Genomic DNA, 15,256 nt, shown 5'->3' with positions numbered 1-15,256 from the left:
TAAAGCTTAAGAAATAAAATTTTTTACGCATTTTTTCTAACCCCTAAAGGCTTATCGGTAGCTGATAACTAACTAGATAATATGTCTGTGCATCCCAACCTAGAAAACGCTCTCAAACACCACTTCGGTTATGACAGCTTTCGTTCTCCGCAGCGAGAAATTATTGTTGAGGCATTAGAAAATCGCGATTTACTGGTAATAATGCCGACGGGTGGGGGTAAATCGCTGTGTTTTCAACTTCCTGCATTAATGAAAGAAGGATTGACGGTAGTAGTATCCCCGTTAATTGCGTTGATGCAAGATCAAGTAGATGGATTGCGAAAAAACGGAATTCCGGCAACTTTTCTTAATAGTAGTGTCAGCCCTCATAAAGTGAGAATGCGCGAGCAAGCGATTCTCGCAGGCAAAGTCAAATTGCTTTATGTTGCACCAGAACGTTTACTCAGCGAAAGATTTCTTCCTTTACTGGATTTAGTACATCATCAAATTGGTATTTCTGCTTTCGCGATTGATGAAGCACATTGCGTTTCCGAATGGGGGCATGATTTTCGTCCGGAATATCGGCAAATGATATCGCTGCGACAGCGTTACCCAAATGTACCAATTTGGGCGCTTACCGCTACCGCTACAGAAAGAGTCCGCTTAGATATCATCAAACAATTAGGATTAAAGCAACCCAACGTTCATATCGCTAGTTTTAATCGTCAAAATCTTTATTATGAAGTTCGTCCGAAAAAGAAGAATTCTTATGTAGAACTTTTAGGACTTATTCAGGATAATGAAGGTTCGGGAATTATTTACTGTTTGACGCGGAAAAAAGTTGAAGAATTAGCTTTTAAGCTACAGCACGATAAAATTTCTGCTTTACCCTATCATGCCGGTTTGAGCGATGTAGAACGCAGTGAAAATCAGACCAAGTTTATTCGAGATGATGCCAGAATTATTGTTGCAACTATTGCTTTCGGCATGGGCATTAATAAACCCGATGTGCGTTTTGTAGTTCATTACGATATTTCACGAAATTTAGAAAGTTATTATCAAGAATCGGGAAGAGCGGGTAGAGATGGCGAATCTTCGCGCTGTATGCTTTTTTTAAGTTACAGCGATGTCAAAACCATTGAATGGTTGATCGATCAAAAAAGCAACGAACAAGAGCAGATGATCGCTAAACATCAACTGCGTCAAATGATTGATTATGCTGAAGGTACAGACTGCCGCCGTGCAATTCAGTTGAGCTACTTCGGGGAAAGATTTACAGGTAACTGCGGTAATTGCGATAACTGCAATAATCCCAAACCAGTAGAAGATTGGACTATTGAAGCCATGAAATTTTTGTCTTGCGTGGCGCGCTGCAAGCAAAGATTTGGCATGAAACACATCATAGATGTTCTACGGGGAAGCAAAACTCAGAAAGTTCTTAGTAAAGGACACGATAAGCTTTCTACTTATGGAATTGGTAAGGATAGAACGCTTGACGAATGGCGAATGTTAGGACGTTCTTTACTGCATCAAGGTTTACTAGAACAAACTACTGATGGTTATGCGGTATTAAAACTTAATGCTTTCAGTTTGGAAGTAATGAAGAAGCAGCGCTCCGTTTCTGTTGTTGTTCCCGCCAAAGAAAAAGTAGCCTGGAAAGGAAGAAGCGAGAAAGCAGAACAAGCAGATATTTTATTTCAAAAATTACGCGAACTTCGCAAACAGCTTGCCGACGCTCAGTCTGTTCCACCTTACGTTATTTTCGGTGATTCTACTTTACGACTAATGACGCAGATGAAACCGAAAACAAAGCAGGAATTTAGCCAGCTTGCGGGGGTTGGTAGTCACAAGCTGACTCAATATGGCGATAAGTTTATTGCAGTAATCAAAGCTTATTTACAAGAACAAAGTCCTCAGAAACAAAAATATGCCGATCAAAAAGGAGATATTTCATATACGGAATTACAAACTTTTGAATTGCACAAAGAAGGACTGAGTATCAAAGAAATTGCTCAACAGCGCAACCTTCGCTCTACTACAATTACTCGTCATCTTTCAGATTTAATTGAAAAAGATAAACCAGTAGATTTAAATTTATTAGTTACTACCGATAAGCAGAAAAAAATCATTCAAGTTTTAGATATTTTAGGAGACATATCTTTAACACCTATCAAAGAGTATTTAGGTGATGATTACAGCTTTGATGAAATCCGCTTAGTTAGGGGAAAGTGGAGAAAAAAAACTAATAAAGTTAAAAAATAGTTATTCGCTGTTAAGTAAGTTGGCGTAAATAAACCAAACTATGTAAAGATGAGTAAATACGGATAATGCATCTATTTAGGTAACTTACATATGGGCGCTCGTTTAAGGGTATTCCTCACTTCTGAACAAGAGCGAAGTTTAGTAAAGTTGAAAACTGCGGACGTACCACAGAAAGTAAAAGACCGAGCAGAAGCGATTAGATTAAATGCACATGGGTGGTATGTAGAAAAAATAGCAAATCATTTGCATTGGACTGCACAAACAGTTAGAGAAGTTTTGCACAAATGGCGAGAATCTGGCTTAGAAGGGCTTTGGGAGTCAAAAGGTCGTGGTTTAAAACCGAAGTGGACTGAAGACGATATTGTGTTTTTGGAAGAATGCCTAAGAAATGAGCCACGTACATATAACAGTCATCAACTAGCCGAAAAATTAGAAAGCGATCGCCAAGTGAAGCTGAGTCCTGATAGATTAAGTCGAGTGCTAAAAAAAAGGGGGTCATTTGGAAACGAACAAGAAAAAGCCACAAAGAGAAACAAGACCCGAAACTTCGAGAGATAAAGCAAGCAGACTTAGTTCTTATTTGTTCTTTGTTCGCTGTTATCTAATCTCTGAATCATAGGCAACACGACTTATTGAATATCCATCGATTTCATTCCTTTAACTGGTTCGCGATCTACTACCAGTGTTTCTTCTGGAGCCTAATCAATTGTAGAAGTAACTATTTTTCCTCGCATATAACTACTTTCAGAAGACTTTACCTTCGTAGAAGTAGGCTGTTGTTCTATCGCTTAAGGTTCCGAATCTGCTTCACAAGCCGCGAGTGTAATTTCTCTGAGCATTAATACTCAATTGTCACGTATTCGTGACATAACTGGTATCTGAAAACTCTTGACGGACTTGATTGAGACCCGAATATCAAGATACCATGACATTCAGATCCCCAAATAGCTTGATAATTCGTAGTTGAGACAAAAAAGTCCTCTTTACCCCCTTGATCCCAACCAAGGAGTTGTAGTTAATATGATTAACAAGTAATTCATCTCTCGCCATTAATACTTATGAGTAGTATTAGTAAAACTTTTATATAGACGTGAAAGTTGTGAGAGAAGAAGTTATAAAAGGTCAAGATGAAAAATCTTAGTTTTATCACAGAAAAGATTGTTTAATCTTGAACCCTATATTTATCCGGCGATATTCCCATTAGGAATAAAGCTAAATATAAATTGAAAATTTGGCATAAACCTAACAATTCCATACAAAAAGATTTGGGGTAGATGTAATTAGACCGACCTCTGCTTAATCAAAAGAAATTTCTTCAATTTTACTTTAGGAGGTCTTTATTCATGGCAAAAGAACGCCCACCGTTAGAAGAAATGACATTGCGGCAACTACGTAAAGTTGCTAGCGAATACGGCATATCTCGTTATAGCCGGATGCGTAAATCTCAATTACTCGCAGCAGTTCAGGAAGCACAGAGTAAGAAATTATCCAGACAGACAGAACGTTCATTGGAGGCACAGGAAACAGTGGAAGCAGCAAAATTCGAGTTAGGACAAGAAGATAAGACTGGTGGTACCCTTGCTTCTGTTGATGAGGGACTTGCCGATTTACCTAGTGGTTATGGTGAAAGTCGTATTGTATTAATGCCTCGCGATCCACAATGGGCTTATGCTTATTGGGATGTTTCCAACGAGCATAAAGAAGAGTTACGCAGACAGGGCGGACAGCAGCTTGCGTTAAGAATTTATGATGTTACCGACATCAACTTAGATAATCAAAGTGCCCACAGTCTTCAAGAATATCCTTCTGATGAAATGGCACGAGAATGGTATTTACCAATTCCAGTTAGCGATCGCGATTATGTAATCGACATCGGTTATCGCTGTGCTGATGGGCGCTGGTTGGTATTAGCTCGCAGTGCTAGAGTACATGTGCCTCCCGTGTATCCTTCTGATTGGATTGAAGATGTCTTTATTACCGTTGACTTTGAAGAAGATTTACGCGGTGTAACCAAGTACGAATTAGTACCACCTGCGAAGAAAACCCCAGAAACCGCAGCAAACGGCAACGGTAATGCCATTTACGAACAAATTTTTGGTATGGCTGAATCCGCTGAAGCAATGCGGGTAGCGGGTTCTATCTTCGGTTCTCAGCATCACGTACCTGGTTCAATGGCTCCAGAGCAAGCAATCAGTTCTTACATTTTCCCATCTGGCGTTGGTATGTGGGCGCTTCCGACTGCATCCGGTGTAAACATGTCTGGTGTTGGCATGGGTGCGTCTCAACCTCCCGAACGTCCTCGCAAATTCTGGTTAATTGCTGATGCCGAATTGATTGTTTACGGTGCTACCGAACCTGATGCTACCGTTACAATCGGCGATCGCGAAATCAAACTTAATCCCGATGGTACATTCCGCTTCCAAATGTCCTTCCAGGATGGTTTGATTGATTATCCAATTAAAGCAGTAGCTGTTGACGGCGAACAAACCCGTTCAATTCAGATGAAATTCAACCGTGAAACTCCATCACGCAATACTAATACCAAGGACGAAGCTGTTTTAGAATGGTTTTCCTAAATTTGAGATTCTCAATAGTAGAATTTTGAATTGATGAATTAACTCGAATTCATATCAATTATCTCCTCACAAAATTATTTGGGGGAGATTTTTTTTATGTGAGATAAAATGCAGCAACTAATCACTATACATAGTTATCCTAGATAAAGTTTACAGCAGCTTGCTATTCGAGCAAGATGTACCAAAAGCTCACCCATCTGCTCCGGACATCGCTTTTCTGACTAAGGAAAGAGAAAGAGGCTGAGGAAAACTTTATTAGTTAATTCTATAAATATGTTCAACAAAAATTTTATCGGATTATTGTTAATAGTTGCAGGTGTATTCTTCTTCCGTTCTTACAGGCAGAATAATGCGAATCTACCAGAATTAACTCAAAAGCCATCAATAGTCACTGAAGAAGATAATAATTCAGATGGTAATATTTTAGAAGATAATATCTCCCAAAAAAATACCAGCGATAAAGTAGCGACACAAGCTTCAGTTAATTGTCCCGGAAGAGATAATAATTTCAGCATTGAATTTTTCAAAACGAATAATTTAGGTGAAAAATTTGATAAGGGAATTAATCACGTCATTATTTTTAACCCAAAATCTCCAAAATTAGATTTTAAGGTAAATGTAGCTTTAGCTCACAAGATTTACGCGAAAACAGAGAGTGGTAAATTACGTAAAGATTACGTTCCCAAATTATTTAGCGAAATAATCGGCGATGATAATGCTTTGTTGAATGGCAAGCAGCCGATAGCTGCAATTAATGCCGATTATATAGATACTGAGGATAAACCACAGGGTTTAAATATTTCCAGAGGAATTGAATATTCGGGAGATTTTAAAAATAGACGTTCTTCTTTTGGTATATCAGGGGGAAAACCTTCTGTGCGTCAAGCGACTATTGCCAAAGGTCGAAGAAATAGAGATATTCTTAATTACAATATAGTTGGAGGTAACGGTAGATTTTACCGTAACGGAAAGTTTATAGATATTTGTAATGCTTTAGGGGAATTTGCTTGTAAACGAGCTATTAATCGTTCGATGGCTGCGACTACAAGTAAAGGTTATGTAATTTTATTGGTTAATGATAATAGAGCAAATTCCGATATTGCAATTTCTGAAGTTAATCAAGAGCTTTTACCAGATAAGTTTGATGATGTCTTAGAAGGTATTGCTCGAAATAACTGTTTGGGAAAAATTAAAGAAGGGATATTGTTTGATGGAGGAGAGTCTCCTGGATTATTTTACAATGGTAAAACTTATGTCGAAAATTTTGGCGCAATTGGTTCGGTCTTTTTGATTTACAAGAAATAATTGGAAATAGGTAATTGGGTATTGGGAATTACAGGGGATAAAAATTATCTAAAATCTAAAATAAAAAATTTATAATTCCTCACTTGTGAATATTTCCTATACCCACCGCATAAGTCTTTGGGAAGATAAAGCATGATGCCAGCAAGCGGTAGGCTGGAGTAATAGCTCAAATATTTAATATGACACCTAACGAAATTGCCGATACGCTAACGGAATTATTTGGTACATCTGCGATAAAAGTCCTTGCACCTGGTTCTTGGCAAATTGAAACCCCTACTTTTCGACTATTGGTATTACTTAGCGAAGACCAAACTTGGTTACGAGTATTGTTACCGATTATGCCAGCACAGCAAGCACAACCATTTTTACAACAGTTTTTTGACGCTAATTTTGATGATACTCAGCAAGTACGCTATGCCATGCATCAAGATGTATTGTGGGGAGTATTTCAACACAGCTGCGCGAGTTTGGTTGTTGAAGACTTACGAGATGCGATCGCTAGATTAATTTCCCTTTACGAAGTCGGCGTGAATGATGCTTTCAGCCGTTTAACTGAAACTAAGATTAAGGAAATTGTTCAAGCTTCTAAACAGCAAGGAAAGTCTCTAGAAGCCACTATGCAAAATCTTGAGCGATTTTATGCTGAAGGTTTAATGGGTGAAATGGAACAAAATCCCGAATCGCGAGAAAAAGTTTTGACTGCTTGGCGAAGACAATTAGAAAGAATGTGGAACGAGCAGTGAGCAGTGAACAGTGAACAGTGAACAGTGAACAGTTAACAGTTAACACTCAACACTAACAAGTAGCGAGTGAGTAAAAAAGATGGGTAATTGACATATCTTGCAATATACCGGAGCCACTAACAACTAACAACCAACAATTAACACTGATTTATGGATATTGTCGAAATTTTAAAGGAAGATTATCAACGTTTCCCCGAAAATCAAACCTATAGCATTTACGCTGAAGATGTTTATTTTAAAGATCCCATGAATGAATTTAATGGGGTTGAACGCTATAAGCTGATGATTAAGTTTATTCAAACTTGGTTTGTCCAAACTCAAATGGATTTACATGATATTCGCAGGGAAGGGGACACTATTAAAACCGAGTGGACGCTGAATTGGAATACACCTCTACCCTGGAAACCACGAATTTCTATTCCGGGATGGAGCGAACTAGGAGTAAATTCTGATAATTTGATAGTTTCTCACGTGGATTATTGGAAATGTTCGCGATTCGATGTACTTAAACAGCATTTCTCCCCCTTAAAAAGTACATAATGAATATATGTAAATAAATGTAAAAGCTTCTCAGGAAACAGAGATTATTCATGCGCGTAATTTTAATGACAGGTAAAGGTGGTGTGGGGAAAACTTCGGTTGCTGCTGCTACTGGACTGCGTTGTGCTGAATTAGGCTACAAAACGTTGGTTCTGAGTACAGACCCCGCTCATTCTTTAGCCGATAGTTTTGATATGGAACTCGGACATGAAGCACAGCAGGTTAGACCAAATTTGTGGGGTGCAGAATTAGATGCTTTGTTAGAACTTGAAGGAAATTGGGGTTCTGTAAAGCGCTATATTACTCAAGTTTTACAAGCTAGGGGTTTGGAGGGAATTCAAGCTGAGGAATTAGCAATTCTACCAGGGATGGATGAAATTTTCGGTTTAGTAAGAATGAAGCGTCACTATGATGATGGAGAATTCGACGTTTTAATTATTGATTCTGCTCCTACTGGTACGGCTTTGCGCTTACTGAGTTTACCAGAAGTTGGTGGCTGGTATATGCGGCGTTTTTATAAGCCTTTCCAAAATATTTCGGTAGCGTTGCGTCCTTTAGTGGAGCCTATTTTTAGACCCATCGCTGGTTTTTCTTTACCAGATAGAGAGGTTATGGATGCACCTTACGAATTTTACGAGCAAATTGAAGCCTTAGAAAAAGTATTAACTGACAATACCCAAACCTCGGTTCGTTTGATTGCCAATCCAGAGAAGATGGTAATTAAAGAATCTCTCCGCGCTCATGCTTACTTAAGTTTGTACAATGTTGCAACGGATTTAGTAGTAGCAAATCGGATTATTCCCCAAGAAGTTCAAGACCCATTTTTCAAAAGATGGAAAGATAATCAAGAGCAATATCGTCAAGAGCTTCATGAAAATTTTCACCCTTTACCAGTGAAAGAAGTTCCGCTTTACTCTGAAGAAATGTGTGGTTTAGAAGCTTTAGAAAGACTCAAAGAAACACTTTATAAAGATGAAGATCCAACCCAAGTTTATTACAAAGAAAATACAATTAGAGTTGTTCAAGACCAAAATCAATATAGTTTAGAATTATATTTACCGGGCATTCCTAAAAACCAGGTGAATCTAAGTAAAAGTGGAGACGAATTAAATATTACTATTGGCAACCATCGACGCAATTTAGTATTGCCACAAGCCCTAGCAGCACTCCAACCATCGGGAGCAAAAATGGAAGATGATTATTTGAAAATTCGTTTTTCGGAAGTTGTGAAAGCGTAATTATAATTTTTCAGGTGGGATAATACCCACCTTTTATATTTTAATATATATCTAAATAGATGATAATTTTACTTAAAATAAATGAATATTCTACTAGTAAATTAAGTTTTTTGAAGAAGTAAGGCAGTATTCTCACTGAAGACATTCTAAGTAATGATATTTCACAATGTTTTTAGATTTCAGAATAAATTCCCTATTTCCTTTTAAAAAATGACTTTACCCCAGGAGAAAAGCTTCCCGAAAAATATCGAGCCAGATAATTTAATATACCGTATTACAAATTGTATTCGTTGTTCTTCAGAATTAAAACAAACTTTTACAAGAATAGTAGCAGAAGTAAGACTTTTTCTTGCAACTGACCGGGTAATGATTTATAAGTTTCATCCTGATGCTAGCGGTAAAGTTGTAGCTGAGTCAATTAATAACGATATATTGCCATCTTTATTAGGGCTAAATTTTCCTGCTGATGATATTCCCGCTCATGCTCGGGAATTGTTTATTAAGTCGCGAGTGCGTTCTATCGTTGATGTAGAAACTGGACAAATTGGTAAAATTCCGGTGTGTGAGAAAGAAACCGGAGAAATTATTTCAGAAGATATTTCTTGCCGTAGTGTAGATAAATGTCATCTAAAATATCTAACCGCAATGGGGGTTAAGTCTTCTGTAGCTATACCGATTTTTCATCAAGAACAACTTTGGGGATTGTTAGTTGCTCATCATTCGGAAACATATTCGGTTTCCGAACAACAGTTAACAGCAATGCAAATGGTTGTAAATCAACTATCAGTAGCCATTACTCACAATACACTGCTTACTCAAGCTAGCGAACAAGCTAAACGAGAAGCAATTGTTAGTTGTATTGCGACTTTACTACATTCATCTAAAGATATGCCATTACAAGCAGCTTTAGAAAAAACGGTTGCTGCTTTTAAAGGTTGTGGTGGTAGGCTTTGTATTAGAAATCAAACTTCTAAAAGTTTAAATGAGTGCTTAGAATCTGATAGCGATCTAATCCAAATTTATACTAACGGGCAACAACCAACAATACCAGACTCAGCACAATATTCCTTGATGGAGCAGTCTAGCGTATGGGGAGAATATTATAAGTGTGGTAATTATGATGTTTGGGCGATTTCCGATATTCATCAAATCTCCGGCTTACGAAATTTACAACCTGCTTTTCAAATAAATAAAATTCGCAGCATCTTGATGATTCCCCTCGAATATCATCAGCAGTTACTTGGTTACTTGAGTATTTTTCGAGAAGAAATAGATACAGAAACCCTTTGGGCTGGACAATTTGATTCAGATGAAAGGCAAAACTATCCGCGAAAATCATTTGAAGCTTGGCGAGAATCAAAAACCGCACAAGCTCATCAATGGGCTAAGGGAGAGATAGAATTAGCAGAAAAATTAGCTAAACAATTTGCTACTGCTATTCATCAACACGACTTACATCAACAATTACAAGCTTTCAATACTAATTTAGAAACACAAGTAAAACAGCGTACAGAAGCATTACAACAATCAGCCAAGCAGCGAAAAATATTATTTGCAGTAGTTACTAAAATTCGAGAATCTTTAGACTTAGAAGTTATTTTTAAAACTACAACTCAACAAGTATGTCAATCGTTGCAAGCCGATAGAGTCGCAGTATATCGTTTTAATCATGATTGGAGTGGTGAGTTTGTCGCTGAATTTGTCAATGAAGGCTGGGTAAAACTAGTAAATTCGGATGCTACAAAAATTTGGAAAGATACTTATTTAGAAGAAACTCAAGGAGGAAGCTATCGCTTTAATAAAAGTACTGTAGTAAATGATATTTATGAAGCTGGTTATGCCGATTGTCATATAGAACTTTTAGAACAATTTCAAGCAAAAGCATATGCTGTCGCACCAATTTTTAGAGGAGAAAAACTTTGGGGTTTACTTGCAGCGTATCAAAATTCTGCACCACGTCACTGGAAAGTATCGGAGATAAAATTTTTATGCCAAACCGCAATTCAATTCGGTATAGCAATTCAGCAATCAGAATTATTAACTCAAACAAAACAGCAAGCAATTAGTTTGAAAAAAGCAACAGAGCAACAGCAATTGTTGTTTAATCTGGTTGCAAAGATGCGGAAATCATTAGAATTAGATACTATTTTTCAAATCACAACTAAAGAACTGCGCCGCATTTTAAATACTGATAGAGTTGGCGTATATCGCTTTGATTCGGATTCAGAATATAACTACGGTGAATTAATTGCTGAAGAAATTTCTGCCGGTATTTCTTCAGCTTTAGCGGTAAAAATCAAAGATAGCTGTTTTGGAGAAAATTATGTAACTAAATATCGTCATGGAAGAGTTAGTGTAGTTACTGATGTTCGCAATGCTGGTTTAAAGGATTGTCATGTTGCAATTTTAGAAAAATTTCAAGTTAAAGCAAATATAATCGCCCCTGTGATGAAAGGTGAGGAGCTTTGGGGTTTATTATGCATTCATCAGTGCGACAAACCTCGTAACTGGAAAACTTCAGAAGTTCAATTTGTCACTCAAGTAGGAATTCAGCTTTCTATAGCATTAGAGCAAGCAGATTTACTCGCTCAAAGTAGATTACAAACCGAAGAAATAAAAACGACACTGGTTAATTTAAGAAAAGCGCAAACCCAATTAATTCAAAGCGAAAAAATGTCCTCATTAGGACAACTAGTTGCGGGTATCGCACACGAAATTAATAACCCAGTTAACTTTATCTACGGCAACATAAATCATATTCATCAATATGCAGAAGACTTACTGAGTATTTTAGAACTTTATCAGCAAAGTTGTAACGGAAATAATTGCGAAGTTGACGAGCGAGCAGAAGAAATTGATTTAGAATTTTTAGTTGATGATTTACCGAGAATGCTATCTTCGATGAAAATAGGAGCTAAACGCATTCGCGAAATTGTTTTATCATTACGTAATTTTTCTCGACTCGACGAAGCAGATTTAAAAAGTGCCGATATTCATCAAGGCATTGAGAGTACATTATTAATTTTGCAATACCGTTTAAAAGCAAAACTAGATAGTCCCGGTATTAAAGTAATTAAAGAATACGGTGAATTGCCTGAAGTGGAATGTTATGCCGGACAGTTAAATCAAGTATTAATGAATGTCTTTAGTAATGCAATTGATACATTAGAAGAAGGAGTAAGTCACAGTTTTTGGGAAGTAGAAGCTGATAATAATCAATCGTTAACCCCTAGAATTAGGATTTGTACTCATATTAGCGAAGACAAAAATAGAATTGTAATTCGTATTGCCGATAACGGGCTAGGAATAACTGAAGAAGTAATGAAAAGAATGTTTGACCCGTTTTTCACCACAAAACCTATAGGTAAAGGTACAGGTTTGGGATTGTCAATTAGCTATCAGATAATAGTTGATAAACATGATGGAATTTTTAACTGTAAATCTTTAGCTGGAAAAGGTACCGAATTCTCTATTGAAATTCCATTAAGGCAAAGTAAATAAGGTTAAAGGTTAAAGGTAAAGGGTAGAGGGTAAAGGGTAAAATTATCCTTGTCCCTTTTTCCCCTCCCACCCAATTTAACTTCTTAATTGCACGGGCATTGCTAAATAAGTCATTTTAATTCCTCCAACGGGAGAAAATATAACGGGAGCTAAATTGTTGTTTAGCTGCATTTGAATTTCTGCTGAAGGTAATGCCTTTAATCCTTCCATCAAATATTTAATATTAAAAGCTATATCAATATCATCTCCTAATATTTGTGCTGGCATGGATTCCATTCCACTACCGATTTCTTGAGTTTCTACTGACAAGGTAATTTCTTGAGATTCACTATCGATGCTAAGTTTGGCAATATTGTTTTTTTGATCGGCAAGTACGGCAATTCTTTCTAATGCGCTGATAAGTTGTTTTCGATCTAAAGTTAACTCTCGTTCAAAGCCCGACGGTATAAGTTGACGGTAAGCTGGATATTGCCCTTCCAAAGTTCTGCTGGTTAAACGCTGATTTTGCCACTCAAAAACTACTTGCCCTTGATCGAAATACATTGCTACAGGCTCGTCTTCTGCTGAACTATGAGCTAACATCCTTTCTAATTCTCGCAGAGCCTTGCTTGGTAGGGTTACCTGTACCGAATCGGGTTGCTCTTCATCATCATTTAAATTCTCGTTTGTAGTTTCTACTACAGCTAAACGATGTCCGTCAGTCGCTGCAAATTCTAAAGCGTCTTGCTTAACCGTTAAATGAACTCCCGTAAGCACCTGTTTGGTTTCATCTGCACTCGTAGCAAATAAAGAACCCCCCAAGCCCTCGATTAATGCACTAGCAGGAAGGTGAATTGCTTTTTCATTCTCAGTTACGGGTAGTTCCGGAAATTCTTCGGCACCCATTGCTCGTACTTCATAGCGTCCGCTTTTTGGCTTTAAGGTAACAGTCAAGCCTTCTCCTAAAGGTTGATTTTCTTTATGTGTAGATTCATCATCAAGGGTAATTTCTCCTTCTGGCAAACGAGAAACGATATCGTTAAGTAGCTTTGCTGGAAGCGTGATGGTTCCTGCTTCTAAAACCTCAGCTTTGAATGTAGTGCGAATTCCCAAGCTTAAATCAAAAGCTGTTAAGCTAACTTGACCATTTGCAGCATCTGCCTGTAGAAGCACGTTGGCAAGTATAGGATGAGTTGGGCGAGAAGGAACAGCACGAGAAGTTAGTGAAAGATGGGTGTTTAAATCGCTTTGATTGCAAACTAGTTTCATGATTTTTTGAGATGCTGCTTTATATCAATAAATATAGGTGAACATAGGACATGCAACAAAGATGACTTGAGGAAGAAGGAATAATTTTTTCATCTTTTGTTTTTTGTTAATTAACTACGATTAATATAAGATATAAGTTTTTGCCTCCGAGCCTAACTCACCAAAAACCAATTACATCTTTTGTTTAAGCTCAAACTCTTAAGCCCGAAATCGTACATTTATAGTCGAATAAATATTATTCCTCTTCAAACAGCTTTATCCTCTGGAAACTGTGGAAAAATTATTGCAGCCTGTCGCAAAAAAGGTCTTACGAAATCATACTTGTGGAAAAACCTGTGGAAAAAGTGGTAGTTTTTCCACAGGTCAATCGTATTTGATAACTTTTTCCACAATTTAATTGGAAGTTTTCCACAAAGGTTTTTTCTCGCTTTCACCTGTATATTGCTAACTTCTATTTAGAATTTTTCATACCAATGCGATCGCCTAATTGACGGAGAGTTTGCCCCAAGCTATGGTCTGTTTGCTTCAATTGGGCAATTTTTTCACAACTGTATATAACAGTAGTATGGTCTTTACCACCAAATTCTTCACCGATTCTAGGCAAACTTAAATCCGTATGTTGTCTCATCAGAAACATCCCTATTTGTCGCGCCCAGCTAATTTCCCGTCGTCGCGAATTACTTTTGAGGTCTTCAATAGACACATTAAATGTATCGGCTACTATGCTTAAAATTGCTACTGGAGTTGCTTCTACCTTTTCAGCTTGCGGTTGTAAAACCGAACCAATATTTTCTACTGTCATCGGTAAACCCCAGATAGAAATATATGCCATAGCTCTAATTAATGCTCCTTCTAATTCTCGAATATTAGAAGTGTAGTTAGAAGCAATGTACTCTATAACATCTTTAGGCAAATTGAGATTTTCGTATTCAGCTTTTTTTTGCAGAATAGCCATTCTAGTTTCTAAATCTGGTGCCTGAATATCGGCAATTAATCCCATAGAGAAACGTGAAGATAATCTTTCTTGAAGACGAGGTATTTGATTCGGGGGACGATCTGAGGCAATAACGACTTGTTTACCTTCTTGATATAAGGTGTTGAAGGTATGGAAAAATTCCTCCTGAGTTGATTCTTTGCCTTCAATAAACTGAATGTCATCTACTAATAGTACATCTGCTGCTCTGTAATGTTCTTGAAGGCTTTGTCTGCTATCATTCCGAATGGCGCTAATTACGTCATTGGTAAACTGTTCGGTAGAAACATAAAATATTTTTGCTGAAGGGAAAATTTCTAAGCGATAATTACCTATAGCCTGCATTAGGTGGGTTTTCCCCAATCCTACACCACCATACAAAAACAAAGGATTAAATTCCTTCCCAGGAGATTCCGCTACGGCTAAAGAAGCAGCATGAGCTAAGCGATTGTTTGCACCCACTACAAAACGGGAAAATACATACTTTAAATTTAAAATCGATGTTTTTTGTCCGTTTGTACCGATATTACTCGGAATATTTGTTACTGGAGGCAATTCAACCTTCGCTTCACTTTCTTTATTGACTGCATTATCACCGCTTGTGACCGTAAAATAAATACCTACTGGATGACCAACAATATCCTGGACTACCGACGCAATAGTTTTTATGTAATACTTTTGTAACCAATTGCGAGCAAAGGGATTCGGAGTACGAATTACCAAACAGTTATTTTCCAATTTTTCGGCGATCGCTGTTTTTATCCAAGTTTCAAAGGTGGGACGCGAAAGTTCTAACTGCAAGCGCTCCAATACTTGAGACCATAAATTTTCTATCTTGTCAGACATTATTAACCACCGCCAGTAGGTAATCGTCGTTTGAAAAAGATATTA

10 protein-coding genes are annotated in these 15,256 nt (G+C 37.4%); 8 read left to right on the top strand and 2 right to left on the bottom strand.

Features of this window, described 5'->3' with window-relative positions; genetic code table 11:
• Window positions 1-81 precede the first annotated feature (81 nt).
• The 8 genes from recQ to RIV7116_RS00020 all read left to right on the top strand — a co-directional run bounded on the left by recQ (window position 82) and on the right by RIV7116_RS00020 (window position 12,144).
• Window positions 82-2,241 (top strand): DNA helicase RecQ, encoded by a 2,160-nt coding sequence (recQ, locus tag RIV7116_RS00055; protein WP_015116204.1) that lies wholly within the window; start codon window positions 82-84, stop codon window positions 2,239-2,241.
• A gap of 90 nt (window positions 2,242-2,331) precedes the next feature.
• Window positions 2,332-2,799 carry a helix-turn-helix domain-containing protein gene (locus RIV7116_RS00050; protein WP_015116203.1) on the top strand — a complete coding sequence of 156 codons (468 nt, stop codon included), beginning with the start codon at window positions 2,332-2,334 and terminating at the stop codon, window positions 2,797-2,799.
• 785 nt (window positions 2,800-3,584) lie between these two features.
• Window positions 3,585-4,817, top strand: a complete 1,233-nt coding sequence (locus RIV7116_RS00045; RefSeq protein WP_015116202.1) for a DUF4912 domain-containing protein — start codon at window positions 3,585-3,587, stop codon at window positions 4,815-4,817.
• Between the two features lie 273 nt (window positions 4,818-5,090).
• Entirely contained in the window at window positions 5,091-6,122 is a 1,032-nt protein-coding gene (locus RIV7116_RS00040; RefSeq protein ID WP_015116201.1) for a phosphodiester glycosidase family protein, read from the top strand.
• A gap of 179 nt (window positions 6,123-6,301) precedes the next feature.
• Window positions 6,302-6,865, top strand: a complete 564-nt coding sequence (locus tag RIV7116_RS00035; protein WP_015116200.1) for a hypothetical protein — start codon at window positions 6,302-6,304, stop codon at window positions 6,863-6,865.
• A 150-nt stretch (window positions 6,866-7,015) separates the two neighbouring features.
• On the top strand, window positions 7,016-7,405 hold the full coding sequence (locus RIV7116_RS00030) for a DUF2358 domain-containing protein (RefSeq protein WP_015116199.1): 390 nt from the start codon (window positions 7,016-7,018) through the stop codon (window positions 7,403-7,405).
• 50 nt (window positions 7,406-7,455) lie between these two features.
• Entirely contained in the window at window positions 7,456-8,643 is a 1,188-nt protein-coding gene (locus tag RIV7116_RS00025) for a TRC40/GET3/ArsA family transport-energizing ATPase (protein ID WP_015116198.1), read from the top strand.
• Between the two features lie 210 nt (window positions 8,644-8,853).
• Entirely contained in the window at window positions 8,854-12,144 is a 3,291-nt protein-coding gene (locus tag RIV7116_RS00020) for a GAF domain-containing protein (RefSeq protein ID WP_015116197.1), read from the top strand.
• Between the two features lie 75 nt (window positions 12,145-12,219).
• On the opposite strand, the gene dnaN is transcribed toward RIV7116_RS00020, so the two are convergent.
• Both dnaN and dnaA read right to left on the bottom strand, forming a co-directional pair.
• Window positions 12,220-13,392, bottom strand: coding sequence for a DNA polymerase III subunit beta (gene dnaN / locus RIV7116_RS00015; protein ID WP_015116196.1), 1,173 nt, complete (start codon window positions 13,390-13,392; stop codon window positions 12,220-12,222).
• A gap of 451 nt (window positions 13,393-13,843) precedes the next feature.
• Window positions 13,844-15,211, bottom strand: a complete 1,368-nt coding sequence (gene dnaA / locus RIV7116_RS00005; RefSeq protein ID WP_015116195.1) for a chromosomal replication initiator protein DnaA — start codon at window positions 15,209-15,211, stop codon at window positions 13,844-13,846.
• Window positions 15,212-15,256 lie beyond the last annotated feature (45 nt).

This window comes from Rivularia sp. PCC 7116, from assembly GCF_000316665.1.
Classification (GTDB): domain Bacteria; phylum Cyanobacteriota; class Cyanobacteriia; order Cyanobacteriales; family Nostocaceae; genus Rivularia.
This window is presented reverse-complemented; position numbering and strand designations above follow the sequence as displayed.

What these genes read in the sequence shown, in the direction of transcription:
- recQ (WP_015116204.1), top strand. Translation starts at nt 82, where the DNA reads ATGTCTGTGCATCCCAACCTAGAAAACGCTCTCAAACACCACTTCGGT.
- RIV7116_RS00050 (WP_015116203.1), top strand. Translation starts at nt 2,332, where the DNA reads ATGGGCGCTCGTTTAAGGGTATTCCTCACTTCTGAACAAGAGCGAAGT.
- RIV7116_RS00045 (WP_015116202.1), top strand. Translation starts at nt 3,585, where the DNA reads ATGGCAAAAGAACGCCCACCGTTAGAAGAAATGACATTGCGGCAACTA.
- RIV7116_RS00040 (WP_015116201.1), top strand. Translation starts at nt 5,091, where the DNA reads ATGTTCAACAAAAATTTTATCGGATTATTGTTAATAGTTGCAGGTGTA.
- RIV7116_RS00035 (WP_015116200.1), top strand. Translation starts at nt 6,302, where the DNA reads ATGACACCTAACGAAATTGCCGATACGCTAACGGAATTATTTGGTACA.
- RIV7116_RS00030 (WP_015116199.1), top strand. Translation starts at nt 7,016, where the DNA reads ATGGATATTGTCGAAATTTTAAAGGAAGATTATCAACGTTTCCCCGAA.
- RIV7116_RS00025 (WP_015116198.1), top strand. Translation starts at nt 7,456, where the DNA reads ATGCGCGTAATTTTAATGACAGGTAAAGGTGGTGTGGGGAAAACTTCG.
- RIV7116_RS00020 (WP_015116197.1), top strand. Translation starts at nt 8,854, where the DNA reads ATGACTTTACCCCAGGAGAAAAGCTTCCCGAAAAATATCGAGCCAGAT.
- dnaN (WP_015116196.1), bottom strand. Translation starts at nt 13,392, where the DNA reads ATGAAACTAGTTTGCAATCAAAGCGATTTAAACACCCATCTTTCACTA.
- dnaA (WP_015116195.1), bottom strand. Translation starts at nt 15,211, where the DNA reads ATGTCTGACAAGATAGAAAATTTATGGTCTCAAGTATTGGAGCGCTTG.